This is a genomic window from Paenibacillus sp. GCM10012306, from assembly GCF_042649265.1.
In the GTDB taxonomy this organism is placed as follows: domain Bacteria; phylum Bacillota; class Bacilli; order Paenibacillales; family Paenibacillaceae; genus Paenibacillus_AQ.
Map to the genome: position 1 here is coordinate 486,376 of NZ_JBHRYW010000002.1, position 24,964 is coordinate 511,339.

The 24,964-nt window shown below is 49.2% G+C and carries 32 protein-coding genes and 1 tRNA gene; 27 read left to right on the plus strand and 6 right to left on the minus strand.

The features are described 5' to 3' along the window. Positions 1–10 precede the first annotated feature (10 nt). The 8 genes from ACFORK_RS05915 (at position 11) to ACFORK_RS05950 (ending at position 6,320) form a co-directional block, all read left to right on the plus strand. Positions 11–355: an Asp23/Gls24 family envelope stress response protein gene (locus ACFORK_RS05915; RefSeq protein WP_379196624.1), complete on the plus strand. Its 345-nt coding sequence runs from the start codon at positions 11–13 to the stop codon at positions 353–355. Positions 356–462: 107 nt separating this feature from the next. Further along, the gene (locus tag ACFORK_RS05920; RefSeq protein WP_379196626.1) at positions 463–798 is read left to right on the plus strand and encodes an acetyl-CoA acetyltransferase; all 336 of its coding nucleotides are present in this window, start codon (positions 463–465) and stop codon (positions 796–798) included. A 1,023-nt stretch (positions 799–1,821) separates the two neighbouring features. Beyond that, complete coding sequence (locus ACFORK_RS05925) at positions 1,822–1,956, plus strand: hypothetical protein (RefSeq protein ID WP_379196628.1); 135 nt, start codon at positions 1,822–1,824, stop codon at positions 1,954–1,956. A 92-nt stretch (positions 1,957–2,048) separates the two neighbouring features. Beyond that, complete coding sequence (locus ACFORK_RS05930) at positions 2,049–2,756, plus strand: lantibiotic protection ABC transporter ATP-binding protein (RefSeq protein WP_379196630.1); 708 nt, start codon at positions 2,049–2,051, stop codon at positions 2,754–2,756. A 1-nt stretch (position 2,757) separates the two neighbouring features. Continuing rightward, complete coding sequence (locus ACFORK_RS05935; RefSeq protein ID WP_379197132.1) at positions 2,758–3,486, plus strand: lantibiotic immunity ABC transporter MutE/EpiE family permease subunit; 729 nt, start codon at positions 2,758–2,760, stop codon at positions 3,484–3,486. Next, positions 3,487–4,248: a lantibiotic immunity ABC transporter MutG family permease subunit gene (locus ACFORK_RS05940; protein WP_379196632.1), complete on the plus strand. Its 762-nt coding sequence runs from the start codon at positions 3,487–3,489 to the stop codon at positions 4,246–4,248. 27 nt (positions 4,249–4,275) lie between these two features. Further along, positions 4,276–4,938 carry a response regulator transcription factor gene (locus ACFORK_RS05945; RefSeq protein ID WP_379196634.1) on the plus strand — a complete coding sequence of 221 codons (663 nt, stop codon included), beginning with the start codon at positions 4,276–4,278 and terminating at the stop codon, positions 4,936–4,938. Beyond that, positions 4,926–6,320, plus strand: a complete 1,395-nt coding sequence (locus tag ACFORK_RS05950) for a sensor histidine kinase (RefSeq protein ID WP_379196636.1) — start codon at positions 4,926–4,928, stop codon at positions 6,318–6,320. Before ACFORK_RS05945 ends, ACFORK_RS05950 begins: the two co-directional genes overlap by 13 nt. A gap of 92 nt (positions 6,321–6,412) precedes the next feature. Here the strand turns inward: ACFORK_RS05950 and ACFORK_RS05955 are convergent, their stop codons facing one another. The 4 genes from ACFORK_RS05955 to ACFORK_RS05970 form a co-directional block, all read right to left on the minus strand. Beyond that, positions 6,413–6,694 (minus strand): YxcD family protein, encoded by a 282-nt coding sequence (locus tag ACFORK_RS05955; protein ID WP_379197134.1) that lies wholly within the window; start codon positions 6,692–6,694, stop codon positions 6,413–6,415. Positions 6,695–6,702: 8 nt separating this feature from the next. Then, entirely contained in the window at positions 6,703–7,137 is a 435-nt protein-coding gene (locus tag ACFORK_RS05960; RefSeq protein ID WP_379197136.1) for a hypothetical protein, read from the minus strand. A 178-nt stretch (positions 7,138–7,315) separates the two neighbouring features. After that, positions 7,316–7,876 (minus strand): beta-class carbonic anhydrase, encoded by a 561-nt coding sequence (locus ACFORK_RS05965; RefSeq protein ID WP_379196638.1) that lies wholly within the window; start codon positions 7,874–7,876, stop codon positions 7,316–7,318. 21 nt (positions 7,877–7,897) lie between these two features. Further along, positions 7,898–8,272, minus strand: a complete 375-nt coding sequence (locus ACFORK_RS05970; RefSeq protein WP_379196640.1) for an iron-sulfur cluster biosynthesis family protein — start codon at positions 8,270–8,272, stop codon at positions 7,898–7,900. Between the two features lie 524 nt (positions 8,273–8,796). On the opposite strand from ACFORK_RS05970, the gene ACFORK_RS05975 reads away from it, so the two are divergent. The 10 genes from ACFORK_RS05975 (at position 8,797) to ACFORK_RS06020 (ending at position 16,226) form a co-directional block, all read left to right on the plus strand. Continuing rightward, on the plus strand, positions 8,797–10,314 hold the full coding sequence (locus ACFORK_RS05975; RefSeq protein ID WP_379196642.1) for a carboxypeptidase M32: 1,518 nt from the start codon (positions 8,797–8,799) through the stop codon (positions 10,312–10,314). A 92-nt stretch (positions 10,315–10,406) separates the two neighbouring features. Further along, positions 10,407–11,057, plus strand: a complete 651-nt coding sequence (gene trhA / locus ACFORK_RS05980; protein ID WP_379196644.1) for a PAQR family membrane homeostasis protein TrhA — start codon at positions 10,407–10,409, stop codon at positions 11,055–11,057. Positions 11,058–11,214: 157 nt separating this feature from the next. Further along, complete coding sequence (locus tag ACFORK_RS05985; protein WP_379196646.1) at positions 11,215–11,571, plus strand: putative DNA-binding protein; 357 nt, start codon at positions 11,215–11,217, stop codon at positions 11,569–11,571. A gap of 20 nt (positions 11,572–11,591) precedes the next feature. Then, a complete protein-coding gene (gene ffh / locus ACFORK_RS05990) occupies positions 11,592–12,977 on the plus strand; it encodes a signal recognition particle protein (protein ID WP_379196648.1) in 1,386 nt (461 codons plus the stop codon). 262 nt (positions 12,978–13,239) lie between these two features. Next, complete coding sequence (rpsP, locus tag ACFORK_RS05995; RefSeq protein WP_066362232.1) at positions 13,240–13,512, plus strand: 30S ribosomal protein S16; 273 nt, start codon at positions 13,240–13,242, stop codon at positions 13,510–13,512. 22 nt (positions 13,513–13,534) lie between these two features. Further along, the gene (locus ACFORK_RS06000; protein ID WP_379196651.1) at positions 13,535–13,765 is read left to right on the plus strand and encodes a KH domain-containing protein; all 231 of its coding nucleotides are present in this window, start codon (positions 13,535–13,537) and stop codon (positions 13,763–13,765) included. 100 nt (positions 13,766–13,865) lie between these two features. Beyond that, positions 13,866–14,390, plus strand: coding sequence for a ribosome maturation factor RimM (gene rimM / locus ACFORK_RS06005; RefSeq protein WP_379196653.1), 525 nt, complete (start codon positions 13,866–13,868; stop codon positions 14,388–14,390). After that, positions 14,390–15,235, plus strand: coding sequence for a tRNA (guanosine(37)-N1)-methyltransferase TrmD (gene trmD, locus ACFORK_RS06010; RefSeq protein ID WP_379197138.1), 846 nt, complete (start codon positions 14,390–14,392; stop codon positions 15,233–15,235). The genes rimM and trmD overlap by 1 nt, the downstream gene beginning before the upstream one ends. Before the next feature lie 461 nt (positions 15,236–15,696). Then, a complete protein-coding gene (locus ACFORK_RS06015) occupies positions 15,697–15,828 on the plus strand; it encodes a hypothetical protein (RefSeq protein WP_379196655.1) in 132 nt (43 codons plus the stop codon). Positions 15,829–16,049: 221 nt separating this feature from the next. Next, positions 16,050–16,226 (plus strand): hypothetical protein, encoded by a 177-nt coding sequence (locus tag ACFORK_RS06020; RefSeq protein WP_379196657.1) that lies wholly within the window; start codon positions 16,050–16,052, stop codon positions 16,224–16,226. A gap of 129 nt (positions 16,227–16,355) precedes the next feature. Here the strand turns inward: ACFORK_RS06020 and ACFORK_RS06025 are convergent. Further along, a tRNA-Pro gene (locus ACFORK_RS06025) sits at positions 16,356–16,429 on the minus strand. Positions 16,430–16,936: 507 nt separating this feature from the next. Here ACFORK_RS06025 and ACFORK_RS06030 point away from each other — a divergent pair. Next, positions 16,937–17,167 carry a hypothetical protein gene (locus tag ACFORK_RS06030; RefSeq protein WP_379196659.1) on the plus strand — a complete coding sequence of 77 codons (231 nt, stop codon included), beginning with the start codon at positions 16,937–16,939 and terminating at the stop codon, positions 17,165–17,167. A gap of 98 nt (positions 17,168–17,265) precedes the next feature. Here ACFORK_RS06030 and ACFORK_RS06035 read toward each other — a convergent pair whose 3' ends face one another. Further along, positions 17,266–18,216 carry a DUF4097 family beta strand repeat-containing protein gene (locus tag ACFORK_RS06035; RefSeq protein WP_379196661.1) on the minus strand — a complete coding sequence of 317 codons (951 nt, stop codon included), beginning with the start codon at positions 18,214–18,216 and terminating at the stop codon, positions 17,266–17,268. Positions 18,217–18,455: 239 nt separating this feature from the next. On the opposite strand from ACFORK_RS06035, the gene ACFORK_RS06040 reads away from it, so the two are divergent. The 8 genes from ACFORK_RS06040 (at position 18,456) to ACFORK_RS06075 (ending at position 24,904) form a co-directional block, all read left to right on the plus strand. Beyond that, positions 18,456–18,743 carry a hypothetical protein gene (locus ACFORK_RS06040; protein ID WP_379196663.1) on the plus strand — a complete coding sequence of 96 codons (288 nt, stop codon included), beginning with the start codon at positions 18,456–18,458 and terminating at the stop codon, positions 18,741–18,743. Between the two features lie 153 nt (positions 18,744–18,896). After that, positions 18,897–19,241, plus strand: a complete 345-nt coding sequence (gene rplS, locus ACFORK_RS06045; RefSeq protein WP_066362226.1) for a 50S ribosomal protein L19 — start codon at positions 18,897–18,899, stop codon at positions 19,239–19,241. Between the two features lie 315 nt (positions 19,242–19,556). Further along, positions 19,557–20,177 (plus strand): signal peptidase I, encoded by a 621-nt coding sequence (lepB, locus tag ACFORK_RS06050; protein WP_379196665.1) that lies wholly within the window; start codon positions 19,557–19,559, stop codon positions 20,175–20,177. Between the two features lie 40 nt (positions 20,178–20,217). Further along, positions 20,218–21,102, plus strand: coding sequence for a ribosome biogenesis GTPase YlqF (ylqF, locus tag ACFORK_RS06055; protein WP_379196667.1), 885 nt, complete (start codon positions 20,218–20,220; stop codon positions 21,100–21,102). Between the two features lie 202 nt (positions 21,103–21,304). After that, positions 21,305–21,916 (plus strand): ribonuclease HII, encoded by a 612-nt coding sequence (locus tag ACFORK_RS06060; protein ID WP_379197140.1) that lies wholly within the window; start codon positions 21,305–21,307, stop codon positions 21,914–21,916. Between the two features lie 86 nt (positions 21,917–22,002). After that, a complete protein-coding gene (locus ACFORK_RS06065; RefSeq protein WP_379196669.1) occupies positions 22,003–24,222 on the plus strand; it encodes a DNA ligase in 2,220 nt (739 codons plus the stop codon). Next, the gene (locus ACFORK_RS06070; RefSeq protein WP_379196671.1) at positions 24,219–24,518 is read left to right on the plus strand and encodes an EscU/YscU/HrcU family type III secretion system export apparatus switch protein; all 300 of its coding nucleotides are present in this window, start codon (positions 24,219–24,221) and stop codon (positions 24,516–24,518) included. The genes ACFORK_RS06065 and ACFORK_RS06070 overlap by 4 nt, the downstream gene beginning before the upstream one ends. Next, positions 24,518–24,904: a YraN family protein gene (locus ACFORK_RS06075; RefSeq protein ID WP_379196673.1), complete on the plus strand. Its 387-nt coding sequence runs from the start codon at positions 24,518–24,520 to the stop codon at positions 24,902–24,904. The genes ACFORK_RS06070 and ACFORK_RS06075 overlap by 1 nt, the downstream gene beginning before the upstream one ends. Positions 24,905–24,964 lie beyond the last annotated feature (60 nt).

Here is a 24,964-nt window from a genome sequence, read left to right on the forward strand (position 1 = left end):
GTGATGTACTATGTTAAAAGAATTCAAAGAAGGTTTTGTGCATATTTCTGATACGGTGGTAACCAAAATTGTGGGGCTCGCGACAATAGAGACGCCCGGTATTGCTTCCATGTCCAAGACGATTTCAGAGGGACTGACCAAACGGCTGAGCGGTAAGGGTGGTCAGGAAGGCATCACTATTGAAGTAAAGGAGCGGGAGGTGGAGGTGGACCTGCGGATCGTGGTCAGCTATGGCTACAAAATTCATGAGGTTTGCCAAACCGTGCAGCAAAATGTGCGCGATGCTGTTGAGACGATGATGGGGTTATCGCTCGTGTCGGTTAATGTTAGAGTTGAAGGGATTGCGATCAGTTAGGAAGGCTGCACGGGATGAATCTTTGATTGGCCGATGATGGGCATAGGCACCAATGGATGGGCTACTGCATAGGATGGAGCAAATTCATCTGTGGAGGTCATTAACCTATGTCGATATATAATACTGGCCAACAGCCAGGCGTGATTTATCAGGCCGATCCGGCTGTGATTCGGCAGCTGCAAGGGGTCCGCGATTCGCTGCACCAATCAACCAAGCCACATATCAATCGCCAGGTGAGAGTACAAACAGCAGACGGGCTGGTTCATGAGGGTACCATTGCTGGCGTGGACAGCAAGCATCTGTATCTCAATGTGGCGGTGAATGCAGATGCATCCCGCGGATTCTTCAGTCCTTATGCTACTCCTTATCCTTATCCGGGTTATTCCAGCAGCGCGATCTTGCCGCTGGTGCTGTATGAGCTGCTGGTTATCTCATTGCTGTAAAGTTATAGGGAGTTAAATGAGGTAACTGCTTGTTTCTTCGCTATCTGAAGGTGACCGCTGGCGCTGTATGAGTTGCTCGGTCACCAAGCTGTAAAGCGATAGTTTGTGAGATAAAGAAACCGTGTGTTTGTTGATTGCTGCTTAAAGGGTGCTGCCAGTGGGCAGCATCCTTTTTTGTCTGTATTTTTCCGGCATGCTATCAAACGTAGTAAATGAAACTCACCATCGCATGCGAATGTGAATGTGAAAGTGAATGCGGCCCGAACTATCGAGTAACATCTGTTCATCTCGTAAGTGGGGGTGTGACCCATCACAACTTGAGATTTGTGAGGGATTTCAACTAAAATTTTAGGCTGTGATTTAACAGGAAAATATCAGACTGCCCAGAAACATCATTCTCTACGATTGTTGATGCGAAATAGCCTTATAAATCAGGCTCAGCTTCATCATCAATCCTTGTCAAAACCACTACTTCAGAAGGTTGGAGACGTATGCATGGGGGCTAACGGACCCCAGCGTCGTTATTTACACATCAACCAGCTTCTGGAACATGTAACGGACTCAAGTGCCGCTATTTCCTCCCAAACCGTGGATTTTACACCCGATTTATGCTCATAGCGTCTCTGGAGTCCGTTATTTTCTGGAACGGTCGGTGGTTAGGAAATAACGTATCTGAGGTCCGTTACCAGATGGATCAAGAAGCAAGTCCTGATTTCGAGATCGGTTCATTCATCAAGGGTTTAATTATCGATTTTCTCAAAACATCTACTTTCTCAACAGTCTGAGTTTTTCCAGTTATTCATTCGCTACAATTATTTTCATCGGCATTGGCTCCAGCATTGACAGAAGTATCACATCAGCATTTGCGACAATGTAGATATCTGCATCAGCATCGGCGTCGCCCTAAGCATCAACGTAGGTATCTGAAGTAGCTTTGGCGTCAGCCCCAACATCAACTTAGGTGTCTGTATCAACATGAGTATCGGTGTCAGCCCCAACATCAACTTAGGTGTCTGTATCAACATGAGTATCGGCGTCGACCCCAGCATCAACTTAGATATCTGTATCAACATCAGTATCGGCGTCGGCCCCAGCATTAACGTAGGTAATCTACATCAGCATCTGACCCGAAGCATTCTCACTGCACAGGTGTTTTAAAAGTTAACTTTAGGATTGAGCCCTTTTTCCGCATCCTTATAAAATCCTGAAAATTATCCTTTACGCTGAGAACACAGAAAGGATGATGAAGGATGAAGGATTGGATACTGGAAACACAGAACTTAGGTAAGAGCTTCGGCAAGCAGCAGGCGGTGCAAAATATCAGCTTATCTGTACAGCGAAATAGTGTGTATGGCTTGCTTGGACCCAATGGTGCAGGAAAATCGACTATTTTGAAAATGTTAACTGGCCTCCTTAGACCGACCTCGGGCAAGATCATATTCAACGGTCACGACTGGAGCCGCCGCGACCTGGGGAGCATCGGGGCGCTGATTGAGAGTCCGCCCTTGTATGAGAATTTGACGGCAAAGGAGAATCTGCGTGTGCGGACGACGCTCCTGGGTCTGCCGGAGAAGCGCATTGACGAAGTACTGCATACGGTTGATTTGATCGGAACGGGCTCTAAGCGGGCAGGGAATTTTTCGATGGGGATGAAGCAGCGTCTGGGGATTGCGATCGCCCTGCTGAACCATCCGCGCCTGCTGATTCTGGATGAGCCGACGAACGGACTTGACCCTATCGGCATTCAGGAACTGAGAGGGTTGATCCGGGAGCTACCAGCGCAAGGCATCACGGTTATTTTATCCAGCCATATTCTCTCTGAGGTCGAGCAGGTTGTGGATGAGATCGGAATTATTGCCGGAGGTGTGCTTGGCTATCAGGGACCCGCTGTTGCCGAGCACAATCTGGAAGCTTTATTCATGCAGGTGGCCGCGGCTCACAGAAGGACAGGTGAGTAGAATGTTAAGTTACTTAGCTGCTGAACGAATCAAGCTCAAGCGTACTTTTGCACGAAAGACCGTGTGGATCATGCCGTTACTTACCCTGTTGATCGCCTTCGGGTTAATGGGCGGCCCATTGTATCAAGCAGGGGTATATAACTGGTGGTACGTAATTATGCTGCCTGGAGCGCTAACGCTATTCTGTTCGCTGGTGATCCAACGAGACGCACGAATGAGGTTCCGCGGAGTCTTGGTTCTGCCGGTGAATGCACGCCGAATCTGGCTGGGTAAAGCGCTGGTGTCCATGCTGTGGTTACTAGTGGTTAATCTCGTTCTTTTTGTCGGAGCGTTCTTAGGTGGAGAACTTCTAGGTCAGACCGTTGCTCCGGGTCAAGGATTTTTTGGTTTAATGGCACTGGGCGTTATGTTGGCATGGCAGATTCCGCTATGTATGTTCCTGGTGTTGAAGTGCGGCCTGTTTGTGACGATTTTGATCAACCTTGCGGGAAATCTTCTGTTAGGTATTATGTTTGCCACGCGTGACACGTGGTGGGCGGTTCCGTATGCGATTCCAATCCGGGTTATGACCCCTATCTTAAGGATTCAACCTAATGGAGTTCCGGCTCAGGCAGACAATCCGCTGCTGAATCCAGCCGTCATTGTTCCAGGAATTCTGATTTCGCTGGCCCTGTGTGGATTGCTGCTCTGGCTGACTGCGCTGTGGTTTTGTAAGCGGGAGGTTAGATAAATGATGCGGTTTGATCGTATACTGCTTGCGGATCTGCTCAAAATCAGGCGCACACCGCTGCTGTGGATTCATCTTTTCCTGCCACTGCTGGCTGCCGGGGGGCTAGTTGGCTACGCCGCGATCTCGTCGCTAGACACACTGAGCATCACTGTTGCTTTTATGGAGCTGCTTGGGGTGGCTCTCCCGCTCGTAATTGGCGTGCTGACGGCTATGCTGGCTGAGCAGGAAGCAACTGCGGGTGGATTCCAGAACTTACTGACTACTTCCACACCGAAGCTGCTGGCTTTTCTCAGCAAGCTATGTCTGCTGCTTCTAATGGGTTTTGTCTCAATAATGCTGGCAGTAGGCGGGTTCGGCACGGGTCTAAAGGTTCTACTGCATCGAGAGGGGCCTACCTGGGATTTCTATGTGATTTCCGCTTGTGTGCTTGCGGGGAGCTGCATCATCCTGTATATTGTTCACTTGATGATAAGTCTGTGCTTTGGGCAAGGGGCTTCCATTGGGCTTGGGATCACAGGAAGTCTATTGACTGCATTGCTTCTAACAGGGCTTGGGGATGGTATTTGGCCTCTAATGCCGCACAGCTGGCCGATTCGCTTACCTATCATATGGGTACTGTACTCAGGGAACCAGCCCATGAGTGACTTTCTATTCACCCAGCTGCGCAGCGTGATCTGGATTGGCACTGTGGCGACTGCAGGTCTGCTGCTGTTGTCCTGTGTATGGTTTACGCGCTGGGAAGGTCGTAAGTCAGAAGCTTAGAAACGAAGGGTGAAAAGGGGGAGGGGAATGGCGCGAATATTGGCTGTAGATGATGAACCGGGCATTCTGATGCTCATCCGAAATATTTTGATCAAGGATGGACATCACGTGACTGCAATTTCCCGGCCCGAAGAGGTCTCTGCAATGGACCTTGGGAATTTTGATCTCATCCTGCTCGATATTATGATGCCGGGCATGGATGGTTTTATACTCTGTGAGAGCATCCGGGGCCGTGTTGATTGCCCCATCCTCTTTCTGACCGCGAAGACGCTGGAAGAGGATATTATGTATGGGTTGGGGCAAGGAGCGGACGATTACCTACTGAAGCCCTTCGGAACTGGTGAACTACGAGCAAGAGTGAATGCCCATTTGCGGAGAGAACGGCGCGAGCGACGCAGTATGCTGAGTATCGGTGAGATGCAGTTTAACCTGTCAGGTAAAGAATTACTGATTCGGGAGGAGAAAGTACCGCTTACCAAGAGCGAATATCAAATCTGTGAGTTTCTTGCCCGCCACCGCGGGCAGGTTTTTTCTAAGGATTCAATCTATGAAGCGGTGTTCGGCTATGATGGGGAGAGCGATAGCTCTGCCGTAGCAGAGCATGTCAAAAATATCCGGGCCAAGCTGTTAAAGTATGTACAGGCTCCGATTGAGACGGTCTGGGGGATCGGATACAAATGGAGAGCGTAAACCACAAGGTGCGTAAGTCGTTGTCGCTGCGAACTATTTTTTTAAGATACCTAGTATTATTGTGTGGCGGAATGCTGCTCTGGCTCGGTATCCTGGCAGTTGTTTATATGGCAGCTGTCGCTACAGGCGGCATTCTGCCTGCCAATTACGTGGAGCAGCAGATTACTGCAGCCAAGGAAGAGATGATCGCAACTCCCCATATTACCAGAGAGCAGATTCCTTCACTGGCTGAATACGCGCTTTTTACTCGTGATGGAAAGTACATTAACGGAAGTCTGAATGCCGGACAGGCACGAGATGCCTGGAATTCACTCATTTCCGGTAGTCGGGGAGGGTTAGGCGGCTATTATAACCTGATTCCACGGGAAAAGTATGGGGAGACGCTGCTGCTCAAATACACCATCGTTATGCAGTTCAACTCACCCTGGCTAAGAGCCTATCTGCCCAATCCTGAATTGTTGGGTATTGTTCTGCTTGTGGGCGGCTTTTTGCTGCAAATTGTCCTATATTCCTATTTGTCAGGTCGGAAGCTGGCGAGGAAAATGCAAGGGTTGGAGACTGTCATCGGCAAGATACAGAACCAGAACCTTGAGTTTACAGTGGAATCCAGCGGTGTGAAGGAGATCGATGCGGTTCTCGGCTCTCTCAATAAAATGAAGAATGAACTGAAGACATCCTTGCAGCAGCAGTGGGAGGAGCAGCAGTCCAGACGAGAGCAAATCTCCGCCTTGGCTCATGATATCAAAACCCCGCTCACCATTATTCGCGGCAATGCCGAGCTGCTGAGCGAGACGGCCCAAGATGAGACGCAGCAGGAGTATAACCGTTATATCCTGAACAGTACAGCACAGCTTGAACGGTATGCCAAGGTATTGCTAGACATCACGGCAACAGATCAAGGGCTTAAGCTGCAGAAGATACAGATCGAGACGCAAAGCTTTCTCGCTGAGATAAAGGAGCAATTGAAGGCGGCGACTGTGGCAAAGCGCATTGAAGTTGAGGTTGCCCTGCGTGTGAGCCAACTGCCCAAAAGTTTGAGACTAGACAAAGAACTGTTTCAGCGTGCGCTGCTTAATGTGCTGATGAATGCCATTGAGTACACGCCAGAGCAAGGAAGGATTAAATTGACGGTGAAAGAGAGTGCGGCTGCTGTTCGTTTTATAGTAAGTGATAGCGGTCCGGGGTTAGCGTCTGCCGATCTGCGAGAGGCCACCAAGCAGTTCTATATGGGAGACCGAAGCCGAAGTGCCGGTGAGCATTACGGGATGGGGCTCTATATCACGGAGAGCATTATGACAAAGCATGGCGGACGGCTGCTTCTGGAGAATGACGAGGATCTGAGTGGAGCGAAAGTGACGCTGGAATTGCCCTTGTCTTCCTGATGAATTAAGGCTAAGAGGTATTTTCACCTTTACAAAAATAAAAGACGATACCGCTCTTAAGCGATATCGTCTTTTTGCTGTGTTCTTTTACTTTACTCGGTATGAATAGTTGCCGTAATCTCTTCGTCCAGCTCCAGCTGCACATCCTCGCGGTAAGCGCGGACGTCGTACTCGTTGTGAACATAACGCAAAATGGCTTCGATCATGTTGGACTCCACCAGGAATTGGCTTCGATCCTGCACCCATACCTCTGCAGAAAACCCGGTGTCCTCATCCCAACTCAGTTCTACCTGCACATCGGTTGGCTGTACCGCCTTTCGTTCAGCCATATGCAGGCAGATCGCGTTGATGATCTCATCCATAGTCAAATTCAGTGTACTCATTAGGCGCGGTCATCCCGTTCTTGGAATTTGCGTCGTTCCTGTCTGCGGCGGAAGAAGGAAAGAACCAGAACAACTACCAGATAAATCGCGAGCATATTGATTGCAAATCCGAGAATATCGCCCATAAAGCCCATGCCGCCGAACAAGCCGCCAAACAGCATACCGGCAAGACCACCGATCATGAGGCCTTTCATCAGGCCACCGCCGCTGAAGAAGCCGCGTTTTGTATTTGCAGTGCTTCCGGCGGTAGAACTTTTTGTGCTATCGCTTTTCTTCACATTATTAGTGGTGGTAGATTTCTTCGGGGTGGTGGTGAAGCTACGCGTTCCGGATTTGAATCCGCCACCGCCGCCGCGTTTTGCGTCCACGAAATTCGGAGTCGCTACAGCAAAGAACAGAGTGAAGGCCATAACAATCATCATTACACGTTTCATTGGTTTCATTGACTAGGTGAACCCTCCTGTAAGTAATATATTTTTGTGCTTTCCGGTAATACGGCTGACTTTGGCAATGGTTTCATTTTTAATGATCATTTTTCAAAATATTTTTTAAAAATAAAAAAGCGCGGATATAGTATCCGCGCGTACACACACTTATGAGTGTGATTTCATCTTATTCATAACCGTTCGAGAGCAGCTCAAGCGCACCGGTATTCGGATCGATAATCATGCCGTGTACAGGGACATTTGGCGGTAACAGCGGGTGACGCTTGATTAGCTCAACCGTCTGGATTACGCCTTCCTTCTCATTGTCGAACCCTTTCAGCCACTTGTTCAGCTTGATTCCGGAATTCTCCAGTGTGGACAATACTTCTTCTGATACACCGCGCTCCTTGATATGGCCGATCATTGTTTCAGGATTCAGAGATGCCATGCCGCACTCATAGTGTCCAACTACAACAACTTCATCTGCGTTCAGTTCATACAAAGCAACCATTACACTGCGCATAACGCTGCCGAAAGGCTGGGAGATGATGGCACCGGCATTTTTAATGACCTTGACATCACCGTTTTTGAAGTTCATGGCTTTTGGTAGCAGCTCAACAAGACGCGTATCCATACAAGTAATCACCAGCATTTTTTTGGCAGGGTATCGACCGGTCTGATAGGCTTCGTATTCTTTGTTTTCAACGAATTTCTGATTGTGCTCTAGAATGTTGGATATTTGGCTCATGTTCTTTGTTTCCTCCCCGGTTTATCGTGTGGTCGTGACTTCGCAGGCCGCTCCTTCGAATGGAAGTGGAGCTTCCTGGCCGCGCAGATCGCGCACGAGTATATTTTTGCTGTACAACTGTGAGTCACTGGACAACTTAAATGATGAGAAATGCTCTTCTCCATCCAGCCGCATCTTGTCCTCATAAAAAATGGCCTGCTGACCGCTTATGATAAAAGGCAGGGCGCCCGCATCAACCTGCTGATCTCCCGGCTCCGCATGATCTACGATCAAGATCACATTGATTCCGTCACAGCCGCAGCCTACCGTATCATAAAAGAGCTTGAATACACCCGGCTGATCTCCAAGCCTTTCTTTCAGTTTCCTCTCCGCTAAGGATGTAACTTGAATGATCAATGCCTTTCACGCTCCTTTAGCATAATCTGAAGCCCGGTTGGCTTCGGGTAGTGTAATCAAAGTACTTCAAATTAGAGGGATCATGCTCTGAAATTGATTATACGTATTAAAATTAACAGGCGTCAATATTCTGGAGTTTTATTAGGTTTTTCGAATGATTCCCCACTTGTTACCCGAAGTTGCTTAGCGTCATTCATACAGGGTATTTACTCGCTGAGCAGTTCTATTTGTTTTTACGTTTTTTAAGGAGAACGGCCCAACAGCAAATAGCTCCGGCGAAGGCGACGATGATTGGGACCAGTTGATTATTAGTCAAGTTTTCACCTCCTATAATTGGAATATTACAGAAAAATAATAGAGGTTACAATAATTTGATTGGAATTGAAACCAAGGTTGCAAACACACATATTCTATGTGACTTCAACATCATTCAGCCATACTCTTACAGGCGAAGTTGCTTATCAGTATTTAAAAAAGTATCATCAAGAAGAGTAGAAAAAATAGAGAAAGCAGGTGTTACATATATGGAACAGCATGTACAACAAGAATGGGAGAAGTTTAGCGGATTATTGGCTAAAATGAGTAGCTACCGCGAGGCTATCGGCCTGCTGCATTGGGACCTGCGGACTGGCGCGCCGCGCAAGGGAGCGGAGGTTCGTTCCAAGACGATCGGTACGCTTAGTGGAGAGTATTTCAAACTGGAAATTTCACCGGAGATGGGACAGTTTACTGAATTTTTCAGCCGTACGGAGATCCAGGAGCAATTGAATGACATTCAGAAGAAGATTGTTAGCGATTCCCGTAAGGAGTACGAGCGCTCCCAGAGCATTCCGCCGGAAAAATACGAAGAATACGCCGTGCTCGCTGCCCATTCAGAGACAAAGTGGGAAGACGCTAAGGAGAACAGTGATTTCGCTTCGTTCGAGCCTTTCTTAAGCAAAATCGTAGCCTTCAAGCAGGAATTCATAGATTATTGGGGAGTAAAAGGCACTCGCTACGACACCCTGCTCGATATGTATGAGCCGGATTTGACGGTTGAGAAGGTTGACGAAGTGTTCGGCCGTCTGCGCAGCCGTCTCGTTCCGCTGGTGGAGAAAATCGCTGCTTCGCCGAACAAGCCGGACACGAGCTTTTTGCAGCAAATCTTCGAACAAGAGGGGCAAGAGCAATTTGGACTCTTTATTCTGAAACAGATGGGCTACGACTTCGATGCTGGCCGTCTCGATGAAAGTGTGCATCCTTTTGCCACGGGCCTGAATCCGGGAGACGTTCGTATCACTACCAACTATATTCTGGATAACGTCACAAGCGCTGTGTTCAGCTCGTTGCATGAAGGCGGACACGCCCTATATGAGCAAAATATTAATCCTGAGCTAGTAGGCACACCACTCGCACAAGGTGCATCTATGGGGATTCACGAATCCCAGTCGAGATTGTGGGAGAACATGATCGGCCGCAGCTTGCCGTTCTGGGAGCGGTACTACAAGGATCTGCAGCAATACTTCCCGGAACAGCTTGCCGGTGTTGGCGTCAAGGACTTCTACCGGGCCATTAACAGTGTAGACAATACGTTCATTCGAATTGAAGCAGACGAGTTGACCTACAATCTCCATATTATTGTTCGCTATGAAATTGAGAAGCTGATCTTCAATGAAGGACTTGCCGTCAAGGATCTGCCACAGGTATGGAACGCCAAGTATCAGGAATACCTGGGAATCACACCTCCAACCGATGCGCTGGGTGTATTGCAGGATGTGCATTGGTCGGGCGGAGACTTCGGTTATTTTGCCTCCTATTCACTAGGAAATATGTATGCGGCTCAGATTCTGAACACGCTCCGCAAAGAGCTGCCGGAGTTTGATGAGCTGGTTGCTTCCGGTAATCTGCTTCCAATCAAGGAATGGCTGACCGACAAGATCTACCGGTATGGTCAGTCTCTGACGCCGTCGCAGATTATCGAACGGGTTACAGGCGAGCCGTTGAACCCGGATTATCTCGCAGATTACCTGGAAGCCAAGTACACAGCGCTCTACCAGTTGTAATACAGTTAGCCAGCACATTACGTTTGTCACGTAGAACTGGACTGGAAAGAAGAATATAATAGAAGAAAACAATTAACGGAAGGAATTGGAGTATGGCTAATACGTATACTTACAGCCGCCGGGAAGAGATGGCCAATGCGATTACACATGGGATCGGTACGGTCCTCAGTGTCGCCGCGCTGGTACTGCTTGTTGTTTTCGCCAGTCTGAAAGGAACCGCTTGGCATGTCGTCAGCTTCTCTATTTATGGAACGACGATGCTGCTGCTCTATCTCAACTCAACCCTGGTGCACAGCTTCAAAGATGGCAAGGTGAAGGATCTGTTCGAATTTTTCGATCATTCTTCTATCTATTTGTTTATTGCCGGAACATACACTCCGTTTTTGCTGGTGGCCATCCGGGGAACGCTGGGCTGGACGTTGTTCGGGATCATTTGGGGTATTGCAGCGTTCGGGGTGTTCTTTAAGGCTTTCTTCGTCAAAAGATTTCTGTTCATGTCTACCATCTTCTACATCGCGATGGGCTGGCTGATTGTCATTGCCTGGAGTCCACTGGCCGCGGTAGTGGCAAGTGGCGGGCTGACGCTGCTGGTAGCGGGCGGTATTCTGTACACGCTGGGAACGGTATTTTATGTTTGGCGAGGGTTTCCGTATCACCATGCGGTGTGGCATGTGTTCGTACTGGCAGGAAGCGTTACGCATTTCTTCGCTGTACTGATTTACCTGCTGCCGATTCGCTTGTAAAGGTGGATTTGGGCCGGCCAACAGCAGCATTTGCAGTAAATTTGTTTTTTTAGAAAGATGACAAGCAAAAAAGCTTGACATCTTTCTTTCTTTTGGGTAATATAAGGGACGTTGTGAAGCTGTAAAGTGTTTTTCCTTGACGAAGGGAGTGCCCTTAATGAGTCAGGAGAATAGACTCGAGAAAACAAATCGAATCAACTTGCTTTTCGCTTTCTACGAACGGTTGCTTACTGATAAGCAGCAGACGTTCCTTAAATATTATTTTCACGACGATTTCTCCCTGGGTGAAATCGCCGCCGAGTTTGATATCAGCCGCCAGGCGGTGTACGAGCATATCAAACGGGCGGAACAAGTTCTGGAGAATTATGAAGAGAAGCTCGGTTTGCTGGTAAAGCATGAGACCCGTAGCCGATATTTGGAAGAATTGCGCAGACTGCCGGATGATGGGATGCTGCCTGAGCAATATAAAGTGCGGTTCACGGACCTTGTGGATCGTTTGCAGAGGTTAGAATAGCATGAAGGGAGGAACTGCATATGGCGTTTGAAGGTTTGACCGGAAGATTACAGAATGTATTCAGCAAGCTTCGCGGCAAGGGTAAAGTATCCGAGGATGATGTCAACGAAGCCATGCGCGAAGTGCGGCTGGCCCTGCTGGAAGCGGACGTTAACTTCAAGGTCGTTAAGGACTTTGTGGCCAAGGTGAAAGAGAAGTCCGTTGGCAAGGAAGTAATGGATAGCTTTACGCCCGGCATGGTCATTATCGACATCGTTAACAAAGAGCTGACTGAGCTGATGGGCGGAAGTCAGGCGAAGTTGGCTAAGTCGAACAAGCCGCCGACCGTTATTATGATGGCGGGTTTGCAAGGGGCAGGTAAGACGACCACTTCAGGCAAGCTGGCGAAATTGCTCCAAAAGGGCAATCACCGTCCGCTCTTGGTAGCGTGTGATATTTATCGTCCAGCTGCGATCAAGCAGCTGGAGATTCTCGGTGAGCAGATCAAGGTTCCAGTGTTCTCACTGGGAGACAAGGTCAGCCCGGTGGAAATCGCCAAACAAGGTCTTCAGCATGCGAAGGACAACAACTTGGATTATGTCATCATCGATACTGCAGGCCGCCTGCATATTGATGAAGCGTTGATGGAAGAGCTCAAGCAGATTCACACGGCTTTGAGCCCTGATGAAGTGCTGCTCGTTGTTGACGCCATGACAGGTCAGGACGCTGTTAACGTCGCAGACAGCTTCAACAAACAGCTTGAATTGACAGGCGTTGTGTTGACGAAGCTGGATGGCGACACCCGTGGTGGTGCGGCATTGTCCGTTAAAGCTGTTACTGGCTGCCCGATCAAGTTCGCCGCACTAGGCGAGAAGATCGACGCGCTGGAGCCGTTCCATCCGGAGCGGATGGCCTCTCGTATCCTGGGTATGGGCGACATGCTGTCGCTGATTGAGAAAGCTCAAGCGAACATTGATACAGAGAAAGCCAAGGAAATGGAACGTAAGATGCGTAATGCAGAATTTACGTTCGATGACTTCCTTGAACAAATGGATCAGGTCAAGAAGCTTGGACCGATCGACCAAATTCTTGGTATGCTGCCTGGGATGAACCAGGCCAAGGGCATCAAGGATCTTAAAGTCGATGACAGACAGATGGGCCGTGTCGAAGCCATTGTTCATTCTATGACCAAGGCTGAGAAACAACAGCCTGAGATCATCAATCATAACCGTCGCAAACGGATTGCAGCCGGAAGCGGCACCTCGGTCGCCGAGGTTAACCGTCTCATCAAGCAGTTCGACGAGATGCGTAAGATGATGAAGCAGTTCTCGGGTATGATGGGTGGCGGAGGCAAGTCCTCCAAGAAGAACGCCATGAAGCAGCTCAAAGCACTTGGCGGCAAAGGCATGAAATTCCCTTTCCGTTAAGCTAATCTTTAATCTTTTGAACTTGTTGATTATCCACAGTATAACGTAGGATAATCCCTAGTCTTTCTAGATACAGCAACAGTCAAGCGTGTCCCGTAAGGGACGATAAGCGCTCCATGCATCCCTCGTCCCAAGGTACCGCCAGTCTGAACGCCCACGCTAGTTGCACTTAGCAGGTGTCCAGAGGGTGCAACCCTTTGGGGCCCTCCCTTGGAAGGGAGGGTTTGGGAGGGATCGATACTTTTATAAGGAGGTGAATTTCGTGGCAGTACGTATTCGTCTGAAAAGAATGGGTGCACATAAAGCGCCTTTCTATCGTGTAGTGGTTTCCGATTCCCGGTCCCCTCGTGATGGTCGTTTCATCGAGGAAATCGGTTACTATAACCCGGTTGAACAACCGGCAGTAGTGAAGATCGATGAGGAAAAAGCTCTTAAATGGCTTCAAACAGGTGCGCAAGCATCCGACACCGTTCGCAACTTGCTTTCCAAAGCTGGTGTGTTGAAGAAGTTCCATGAGCTGAAGAATCAGAAATAATGACTGATTGCGAGGGTCATCTATGGAAGAATTAGTTGGAGTAATTGCTAAGGCTTTAGTGGATCATCCAGAGGATGTGGTCGTACGTATCGTGGAGAAGGATCACCTGATTGTCTATGAGCTTTCCGTTCATCCTGATGATGTCGGCAAGGTCATCGGCAAGCAGGGGCGGATCGCCAAAGCGCTTCGTACCGTAGTCACATCTGCAGCAGTCAAGAGCGATAAACGCGTAACCGTAGATATTTTATCTTAACAGATACGCACAAAGAGGGGCTAGGGATTGTATATCCCGGCTCCTTTTTGTTCAATTATATAAGAACGGATAAGACTCAAAGAGTAAAGGAGAGGAATGTATGACGGAAGAATTAACCGTAGGCAGACTGGTTAATACACACGGTATTCGTGGGGAGATCAAGATTTTGTCCCATACGGATTTCCCGGATGTGCGGTTTGCTCCTGGCAAGAAGCTAATTGTGATTCCTGCAGATGGTAGCCCCAAATTTGATGTGATTGTAGATGCTGCTCGGGAACACAAGGGTATGTATATTGTCAGACTGAAAGGCTATACCAACATCAACCAGATCGAGAAGTACAAGGGAAGCTTGCTTAAAGTGCCAAGCGATGATTTGGTGGAGCTGCCGGAGAACGAGTACTATTTTCACCAGATTGTAGGCTGTGACGTGTATACCGAAGACAACGACAGTCAGCCACTTGGGACAATCACTGAAATTCTTCAGCCTGGAGCTAATGATGTATGGGTGGTTAAGCCGCCGAAGGGGCAGGAGATTCTGATTCCAGTCATTAATGATGTGGTAGTGGATGTAGACATCCAGGCTAAGCGCATCAAGATCCGTCTGATGGAAGGGCTGCTTCCATGATTAGAATCGATGTGCTGACGCTCTTTCCCGAGATGTGCGAAGGCGTATTTGGCACAAGCATTCTGGGGAAGGCTCGTGAGAAAGGGATTGTGTCGCTGAATGCGGTGAACTTCCGTGATTTTTCCGGCAATAAGCACAATACCGTGGACGATACGCCGTACGGCGGAGGTGGAGGGATGGTACTCAAGCCTGATCCAATCTTCGCAGCGGTGGAACATGTACTGGCTGAGGCTGCAGGGTCTACAGCAAGACCGCTTGGGCATGAGAATACAGTAGAGAATTCTGCTGAGGTACAACCGGGCCAGGAAGGCATAGCTTCAGATGCTGAGACTGCTCCAGTTAAAAAACCACGTATTATTCTTATGTGCCCGCAAGGTAAAACCTATACTCAGCAAATCGCTGAAGAATTGGCGCAGGAAGAGCATCTGATCTTTATCTGTGGCCATTATGAGGGCTACGACGAGCGAATTCGGGAGCATCTGGTAACAGACGAGCTGTCCATTGGAGATTACGTACTGACTGGGGGAGAATTACCGGCAATGACCGTCATTGATTCGGTAGTCCGTCTACAGCCGGGAGCGCTTGGCAATGAGACATCTGCGGTGACGGATTCGTTCAGCACGGGCCTTCTGGAGTATCCGCATTATACGCGTCCTGCAGAGTTTCGTGGTTGGAAGGTGCCGGATATTCTGCTCAGCGGACATCATGCCAACATTGACACTTGGCGGCGGGAGCAGGCCCTGCAGCGTACACTGGAGCGCCGTCCGGACCTCTTGGAGACCGCGGAGCTTACAGCCAAGGATCGGAAGACCCTGGAGCGGTTGAAGAACCATGGTCAAGCCTGATTTGGAGAAAAGTTGTTCATATTTGTCATATTTAACGCCTCTTTAACGTATATATAACGTTGAGGAGGCGTTTTTTGTGATGTTCATTTCTGAAAGCATCCCAATCATATTTTTCTGAAAAAAGATATATATAAGATGAACAAAAGAAAGTAACAGTAAGCGAGAAGGAACGAAGGGGGAAGTTTGGAACTGTAGGAGCGAAGCGCTCGCCTTTGCCGCCAGATTTCAACCGTTAGAGGCGGTTGAAAAGAAGAAATCTGGCGACAACAGCGACCGGAAGTCCAAACATTCCACCGTAGTGACGATCGAGTTTTACGTGAGACTCTTAAGTTCATATTATATAAAAAAATCACATCAAAAGGGCTATTGTGCGTTGCAAGCTTATATTTGGGGTAATAAAGAGAGGTGCAGAAATCATCTATCCCGCTGAAGACGCAGCTAATTTAAGATAAGTGAAAGGAATGACCAAAGTGACTACGACTACGAATACGCAGAAAGAATTCAAGCAGAACGTGGACGATGTCCAGCAGCAAGTGGAGCCGCTCCGCACCGTGAACGATATTATCGATTTCTATACAAATCGTAAATCCTGAAGAAATCAACTCTTGACCGCATAATCAAATTTCCTTCGCCATAGTAAAACAATAAAACCATTAAGGTCAGTGGATGACAATCGCTGCTTTAATGGTTTTATTTATATATTGATATTTTTCTATGCAGAATGTCATAACGTTTAAGTTATCTCTTGTTATTCGTTGACAGAAACAGTAATATTATTATACCTATGCAACACCAAACCAAGGAGGGTGATTGTATGACTAAAAAAAGCAGCCTGTTTATCAACGAAGGTGTACTGCGCATCGCCATATTCATTATTTTGTCATCGTTTACGTATACCGTCCGCAACTATCCATGGGCGGTTACATTCCTTGTGCTTCTGGGCATTTACTCGCTTGTAACAGGTGTGTTCCAGCTTTATAAGAAGTCTTGAATAGGCTTACAAGGTCGCCGGGTAACTCTTTATGGGTGGGGCTTTCATCCTGAGGTGCGCTTTAAAACTAAAAGTAGCACCAACCAGGTTACAAAACCTGATTGGTGCTACTTTGTTCTTCTTCTGAAATCGGAGTAACAGGATTTGAACCTGCGACCTCGCCCACCCCAAGGGCGTGCGCTACCAGGCTGCGCTATACCCCGACAAATGAAGCTTGCTTGAAAATAGGGAAGTATAAAAAATGTCCATTGATATATCCAAAATTTTCAATCTATAGTCTATATATAACTCAAAATTGTTGATCGTTCAAGTGAAAAATGAAATTTTTAGCAGATGTTCTTTATTGATTTGTAAACGCTAACACTACAGGTCTGGTATTGATCATTTGTTAATAAATTGTAATGGATATTTTACAAAGGCTGTGCTATACTCTTGCCACAAGGAAAGGAGGTGCGTTCACATCAAGCATGACATGTTGAGCGTATCCCTTACCCGGACCAATGGCTAATAATGTTAGTTTTGGTGGCGCGGGATACGGATCAAGGTTTTAAACTAGCGCCTCGGGTAGAAAGACCGTCTACGGACGGTCTTTTTTATATTTTCTACCTACATTTGATGTTCTTCTGTTTGCAGATACCTGGCACTTCGCCGTTACCGGCTGATTACGACCTTCATAAAATACACTACTACGAATGAGGAGGAGTTATTTAGTGGAGGCCTATCATAACTGTTTGCGTTGCATGAATAGACGTGTGCGAATTTTGACTGTAGATGGACAGCGACATGAGGGAGTTATCGTGAATGTGGACAGAAATAATGTTTATTTAAAAAGAGACGGGGCTGACAGGGTTCAAACATCGGCATTTTTCGGAAATCCTTTTGCTGCCAATGATATTTTGGTCCTGAGCTTGTTTACGCTGCTCGCTATCGCGTTGGTATAGGAACTAGGTTGCAAAAGACCGCTTCTCGTAGTGAGAGGCGGTCTTTTGAGCTTTTTTGTAGTATAAGGTCAAATACCCGCTCAGACCCAAAGAACAGGTTATTGGTGAACGGTAATTGCGCCAATCTCGGAGCTTAGGGAGACCAGTGGTCCGCCATTACCTACCGTGCTTTTTCCTTTGGTAGCTCCATTGATTTGTCCGATCTCGCTGCTTGTCTCCAGGTTGTAGTTCAAACCGGCGGCCAGGGTAGCTGTGATGGCTCCGACATCCGTTTTAGCTTTCAGACTACTGCCTTCTTTGAGATCGGCTATGTTCAGAGTAATGCCCCCCGTATCTGACTCAATAGTGGACTTGCCAGCAATGGTAGCATCGCTAATGTGGATGGCTCCCACATTGGTGCTTACCCGGTAAGTTCCTTCCAGGCCGCTCAGCTGGATTTCACCAACATCGTTGGATACCTGATACATATCTACGCTCTTTGGAACCTCAATGACATAATCGATGCTAAAGTCAGAAGAGCCATACTTGCGCTGGGCCCAGCTCCAAAGGTCTTTCTTAGGAGCGTCTTTGGCATGGGTGGAGATGATCAGCTTATCTCCGCTAGTTAAGACAGAAACCTCGGCGTTGTCGAGAATTTCTTGGCGTTCTTGCTCACTGTTGAAGTTTTTGTAGGACTGAATCGTGGCTCTTACATTAATTTGATCACCACCAACGCTCCTTACCTCTATCACACCTACAGAATTCTCGATATTTAGCACGGACGCAGATCCGATGGTCTGAGATACCTGTAGTTCCTTGCTTATGCTTCCTTCCTTGAAGCCAGCTACGACTTTATCTGCTGTGTTCTGTGCGGCTTGAGTAACAGCTGCTGCGGCTTGGCCCAGTCCTTGCTTCACAGCTTCACCCAGGTTTTGTTCCACGCCTTCCGGCTGGGATTGTTCCGATTCCTGATTTACTTTGGCTTTGCCAGGCAACTCCGTGCATCCTGCCAGCAATGTTAAGGATACGACGGCGAGCGCTGCCAGCATCTTTGGATTGTTCTTTTTCATTTGTATGGCTCCCCCTTGAAATTGTAAAGTGTCTGCACTGCTAATTCGCTCATTGGTTACGTATTATAATTAGTATAACTGTTATGGGAAATTATTGAAAACAGGCTGCGGGCGGGTTGTCATCCTAGACCTAAGACCAGGTCGGGTAAGCCTATCTGTAATTGAACCATTAAATGTGATAAAATTAGTTCATATGAAGCTTAGCTGCGGATAGACAACAATTCAGGGAGGAATAGCGAATGGCTTATATTGTTGGCCTTATTGTTTTGCTGGTGTTGACCGGGATGTATGTTATATTCCTGAAGCGAACTGCCAAACGCCAGAATGGGCGCAGTGGAGTGAACAGCAAGGTCATCTCTATGGAGAGCCACCGCAGAGCGAAGCAGACCTCCGGTGAACAGTTATGCTCTTCCTGCAAAAAGAAAAACGGTAAGCTGATCTTTTATGCCCAAGATAATGGAACTGTGGTCGGTTTGTGCAAGGATTGCAAAGTCCAGGCCAAGAAACGTGATATGCTCCCGCTTTAAAAATAAATATAATATTATTGTTGAAATAGCCCGGTTTTTATGGTAATATAATTTTTGTTGTGTGGAATACGGTGGTCCGCTGTCGATAATGAGGGAGAGTCAAGAACTCTCCGGAAGAGGCATGAACGCCTGTACGGAAGGAGGAAGTCCTTAATGAGTATCCTACAAGAAATTACCCAAGAGCAACTTCGCAAAGATATCCCGAGTTTTCGCCCGGGTGACACTTTGAAAGTGCACGTAAAAGTTATCGAGGGAACTCGTGAGCGTATCCAGTTGTTCGAAGGCGTTGTAATCAAACGTCGCGGCGGTGGAATCAGTGAGACTTTTACGGTTCGTAAAATTTCTTACGGTGTTGGTGTGGAAAGAACATTCCCTATCAACTCGCCTAAACTCGAGAAAATCGAAGTGGCTCGTCGCGGTAAAGTTCGTCGTGCGAAGCTGTACTATCTTCGTGAACTGCGCGGTAAAGCTGCGAGAATTAAAGAAATCCGTCGCTAGAATTAGTGACAAAGGGGAGGGGCTTGAGTTCAAGCCCCTTTCGTTTTATCATTAGAGCATTAAGCGTATGGATTTACAGGCCGTATCCTGAGATTACTGGGAGAGCAATCATTTAGGATGGATTCGGTGGCATTTTAAAGAGAGGCTCTGACTGGAGTTATCTCGTTCAATTTGTATACAATGCATCAGAGATATAGAGCGCTGGGGATCGGCTTCTCCGAAAAGGCCTCCTGAAGGAGTAACTATGGAGGGGTTTTTGGCAGGAGTTTTTTTGTGTTGTATAGTTAGTGTAGCATAAAGAGAGGATGGTGAACTATGCAGCAGGATTTGCAGCAGGGTCAAGGGGAGTCTGAAGAGTCCACTCGGCAGAACCCGCCCAAGCAGAAAAATGAGGTATTGGAATGGATTAAGGCAATAGCGATTGCATTAGTTCTGGTTATTCTGATCCGCTGGCTTTTGTTCAAGCCGTTTATTGTAGACGGACCTTCCATGCAGCCTAATTTTCACACCGGTGAGCGGGTAATCGTCAATGAGATACTGTACGACATTCGTTCTCCGCAGCGGGGAGAAGTAATTGTATTCCATGTCCCATCCGAAGGTCGCGACTTTATTAAGCGTGTAATCGGGGTGGCCGGCGATACGGTGAAGGTTGAAGGGGATGTCGTTACCGTTAACGGCAAACCTGTGAATGAGACCTACATTCAGGGTGCTATTGACGCCGCACATAAAAATAATGCGCTGTACAATAATAAGAACTTCCCTAATGAAGATTTTACCGACGGTACGGTACCTGAGGGTCATATCTTCGTAATGGGAGATAACCGTTCAGATAGTACGGATAGCCGAATGATTGGTTATGTGCCGCTGGGTGATATTGTAGGCCGTGCCGATCTGATCTTCTGGCCGGTGAAGGATATTACCTGGATTAATCATTAAAGAGAGATTACACAGAGATGAATCAAAGGAGGTGACGGCAATGGCCATTCAATGGTTTCCTGGTCATATGACGAAGGCTAGACGACAAATCGAAGATAAGCTGAAGCTGATTGATGTGGCGATAGAGCTGCTCGATTCCCGTCTGCCGCTTTCCAGCCGCAATCCGATGATTGACGATATTTTGCGGGATAAGCCTAGATTAATTATTTTGAACAAAGCAGATTTGGCGGACCCTGAGGCAACACGCAAATGGCTGGAGTACTTCAAGGCAGAGGGTCATGTGGCCCATCCTGTGGATGCTTCTACCGGAACGGGTGTCAAGGATATCCCAGAGCAAGTCAAGCTGCTGCTGAAGGAAAAGATTGACCGTCAAATTGCCAAAGGGATGAACCCTCGCCCGATGCGCGCGCTGATTGTTGGTATTCCCAATGTGGGTAAGTCTACCCTGATAAACCGGATGGCAGGACGCAATATTGCTGCTACTGGGGATCGTCCTGGTGTGACTAAAGGACAGCAGTGGATCAAAACGGGCGGAAATCTGGAACTGCTGGATACGCCGGGTATTCTGTGGCCTAAATTCGAGGACCAGAATGTCGGCTATCGTCTTGCCGTTACAGGGGCAATTAAAGAAGAAATTCTGAATGTCGAAGACATTGCTTTTTATGCGGTGAAGTATCTGGTGAAGGATTATGGTTCCAGATTCCAGGAGAGGTTCGGTGTAACCAAGCTTCCGCAGGATCTGGAGAATCCAGATGAGATAGTAGCTGTAATGGAAGCTGTCGGACGTAAGCGCGGTTGTCTGATTAGCGGCGGTAGGGTAGATCTGGAGAAGGCTTCCCGTACGCTGCTGCACGAACTTCGTGCCGGCAAGCTCGGAAGATTCACATTGGAATTGCCGGAAGACCAAGGCAGCTTGCAAATATAGCAGACCGGGTATGGACGAGCCATCCGCTTAGCGGGTGGCTTTTTTTGATCCAATCGATCAGGGATGCTCAACATTAAAGGTTGAATTTTTACCAGGTTTCCAATGAGATATTGTATTATTTTATAGGTTTTCGCAGGGTTAATCCTGTGTTAAGCTGGCTTAAAAGAAGATGACTGGCAGGTGTAGAAGATTGAGTATTGATATGTTGTTGTATGAAAAGGAAGGCTGGGAGCAGTCTTATCGGCGGATCGCCGGTGTAGATGAGGTGGGAAGGGGCTGTCTGTTCGGGGACGTCGTCGCCGCGGCGGTGATCCTGCCGGAAGGGCTGATCATTGACGGCGTGGATGATTCCAAGAAGCTGTCTGCCAAGAAGAGAGATGCTTTGTTTGAGCTAATTATGGAGCAGGCGCTGGCAGTTAGTGTAGGCCATGTGGACGCTGCGGTTATAGATGAGATTAACATTAAACAGGCGTCCAGGCTGGCCATGAAAAAAGCGGTGGAAGGTCTGAACCACTCCCCTGATTATATGCTGGTCGACGCGGAGAAAGTGGATCTGCCGCTGCCACAACGGGCAATAATCAAAGGGGATGCTAACAGTCAATCCATTGCCGCGGCTTCCATCGTAGCTAAAGTAACGCGTGATAGGCTGTGTGAAGGTTTGTGGGAGGAATTATACCCGGACTATGGCATCGCCATACATAAAGGTTATGCGACCAAGCTGCACCGTGAACAGATTACAGCACTGGGACCAACCCCAATGCACCGGCGCAGCTTTATCGGTAGAATTCTGGCAGAGCAGCAGACATTATTCTAGTTGTTGATGAACTCGGTAGTTTGTTCTTATAAAAGAATGATTTTTTCCGATATATATGTAAAAGAACAACTGGAGGAGGGCAAAAGATGAATATCGGTTCATTGATCCGTGGGCTGCTTGGTGACAGCAAGCCGGGTGAGCCCAAGTCTGTGGAATTAAAGGAAGGACAAGTTGTTCGCGGTGTGGTTCTAAGTGTATCTGATTCGGGAAAAGAGGCCGTGGTGCAAATTCAGGGCGCCCCTGTACGGGCAGAGCTGGAGACGCCGCTACAGCCAGGGCAGACGTTGAATCTGCAAGTGGCCCCGCCTGGAGAAAACGGACTCCCGGTCCTAAAGCCAGTCTCCCCTGGGCAAACAGCTATCCCGCAGAGTATGGGTGAAGCATTGGAATCGCTGGGATTGACGGATGCCAAAGCTGGACGGGAGATTGTGCTGGCGATGCAGTCCGGCGGTCTGGCATTGACGAAGGAAACGGCAGCAAAGCTGAATATGATTATGAATGCCAAGCCACCTGGTGTTCCTGCGGAGCAGTGGTTGGAAGCGGCTGTGATTTCTGTGAAAAGAGGGTTGCCAGTTACGGCCGAAAGTGTAAGAGGGCTGCAGCAGGCCGTGTTTGGTCCTCCGTTACATCAATTGTTGTCTTCGCTGGAGGAACAATTGAACCTTTGGGCAGAACAAGGGGCTGGCAAAGCAGGAGCGGATGGTAAGGGACCAACGCCTTCCCCAAACTCAGGGACTGCGAATGGTATGAATGCTGTTTCGGGGTCTGTTAGCAATCCTCAGCTGGAGGGGGGATTATCACAGGGGAGAACCGTAGGTACAGCCGCTATGCCCGTTGCGGACAATGGAGCTGGCAAAGGAAATGGACTACTCGGAACGATTGGTATTTCCGCTGACGCTGAAAGTGGCAGTAATCCAGGTACTTCGGGAACGACTGGAACTGGAGTGAATTCAGCGGGCACAAGTAACGTCGGAGTTTCCACTGGTAGTTCTGTGGCGGTGAACGGGAGCATTACCCCTAGTGGAAGCGGAGGAGTAGTGCCGGTAGATGTGGATCAAGCGTCTGCACTAACGGGTGCTGCCTCTGTGGATGGTCAAGAAGAGAGCCAAGGGGCCAATGTTGCTAGAGGTAATGAAGCGCCAGCGGCAAAAGCTCCGGCACCCGCGCCTTCTGCCGGGGCTGCGCTTGTGGGAGCTGGTGCCGCCGAAGAAGAGGCGGCACCGAATAGCGCCGCGAAGATCGGCGGCGCAAACGGTGGGCCTGCTGAGTCTGCAGCAGGCAAGCTGACGGCCGGACCGGCAGAGCCGTCCGGCACTGCCCTGCTCGCGAAGCTGCAGGGCGTACTCTCCGAGCTGCGCAGCACGCTGCCGCAGCTCACGGCTGCCCCGCCCGCTGGCGCGGCGGGCGGACCCGGGGCCCCTGCGGCTGATGCGCCGCTGGGGCAGACAGCCCCGCCTTCAGCTGCGGCGGGGCAGGAGCCCGCGCAGGCAGCGCCGCGCGGGGAACGGCAGGCAGCGCCGCGCGGGGAACGGCAGGCTGCGGCAATGACGCCGCAGCAGGGCACCGCCCTGGCCCACGACAGTGAGTCGTGGGTGGGGCGGGTGCTGAAGCTGCTCGGTGCGGAGCACGAGCAGCAGGCCGTCCGCGGCAGCGGCGCAGCCGCCGCGGAGGTGCGCCCCGCGGCCGTGCCTCTGGCCACGGGCGGGCGTGAAGCCCAGCTGCCGCAGGCACTGGGCGGGGCGTCCGGCGCCGGGCATGACGGCGCCGAGACGCTCAAGGGCGTGCTGCTGCAGGTAATGGGCAGCAGCGAGGTGCCGCCCGCGGTCAAGGAAGCCGCGGGCCAGTTGGTTCAGCAGCTGACCGGACAACAGCTGCTGCTGAATACAGACCGCACGGCACCTTTTGCCCAGGTGACTCTGTTTCTGCCGCTGCATGGGGAGAATGGCCAGGAGACGGCTTCTGTCCATATTCAATCCCGGCGAGGACGCAAGGGGGAACTGGACGCGGCAAATTGCCGGCTCTGGTTCGATCTGGATATGAAGCAGCTAGGGCAGACCCTGGTGGACGTGCAGGTGGTGAATCGTATTGTCAGTCTGAAGATGCACAACAACCATCCGGTGGTGCTGGAATTGTTGGAGCAGCGGCGTGATGACATCGGGGCCGCTGTGGAGTCGATAGGCTATCAATTATTGTCTTTAAAAACAGAGCCATTACCCGAGAAGAGCTTGACTGACAATTCAGACAGTCACAGCAAGCTGGCTGACTATGTTCCGGATTCGTACAAAGGAGTAGATTACCGTATATGAATGAGCCCGAGAATGAAATCCGGCATAATTTTAAGAAGGCCGTTGCGCTGAAATATTCCCCTGATCAGGCCGAGGCTCCAGTCGTGGTCGCCAAGGGACAGGGCGTCGTTGCGGATATCATTCTTCAGAAGGCCAAGGAGAGCGGTGTAGTTATTCAGGAGGATGCGGCGCTGGTTGAGGTGCTCTCTAAGCTGGATCTGGATCAGCAGATTCCGCCCGAGCTGTACCAACTGGTGGCGGAGATATTAAGCTTTGTATACCAGAGTGACCGAGCTGCATCGGAGCTGGATCTGTAATGGGGAGCGGTGCTTCAGGAGTACCTTATAACCGCAAACAGAAGGGTGCCGCTGCCGAGGAGGCAGCGGTATATTACTTGACCTCCCAGGGATACGTCATTTTGGAGCGCAATTGGCGCTGCAGAAGCGGTGAAATTGACATCATAGCAGAGCACGAGGGGAGCTTGGTCTTTGTAGAGGTCAGAAGCCGAAGCGGAACGCTGCGGCAGGGCACGCCAGAAGAATCGGTTAATGGCCGCAAGATTCAACAGGTACGCAATATGGCACTAATTTATCTGCATATGACAGGCCAGGAGGAACGCCGGATCTTGTTTGACGTGATTGCGGTCTGGTTGCAGGAAGATCTGAGCGTAGCTTCCATGACCCATATCCGTGGGGCCTTTTAACAAGGCTTGTATCCTGGTTCGATCAAGAAGCCTTTCCAGAGCCTCTGCACAGGTGGGTCA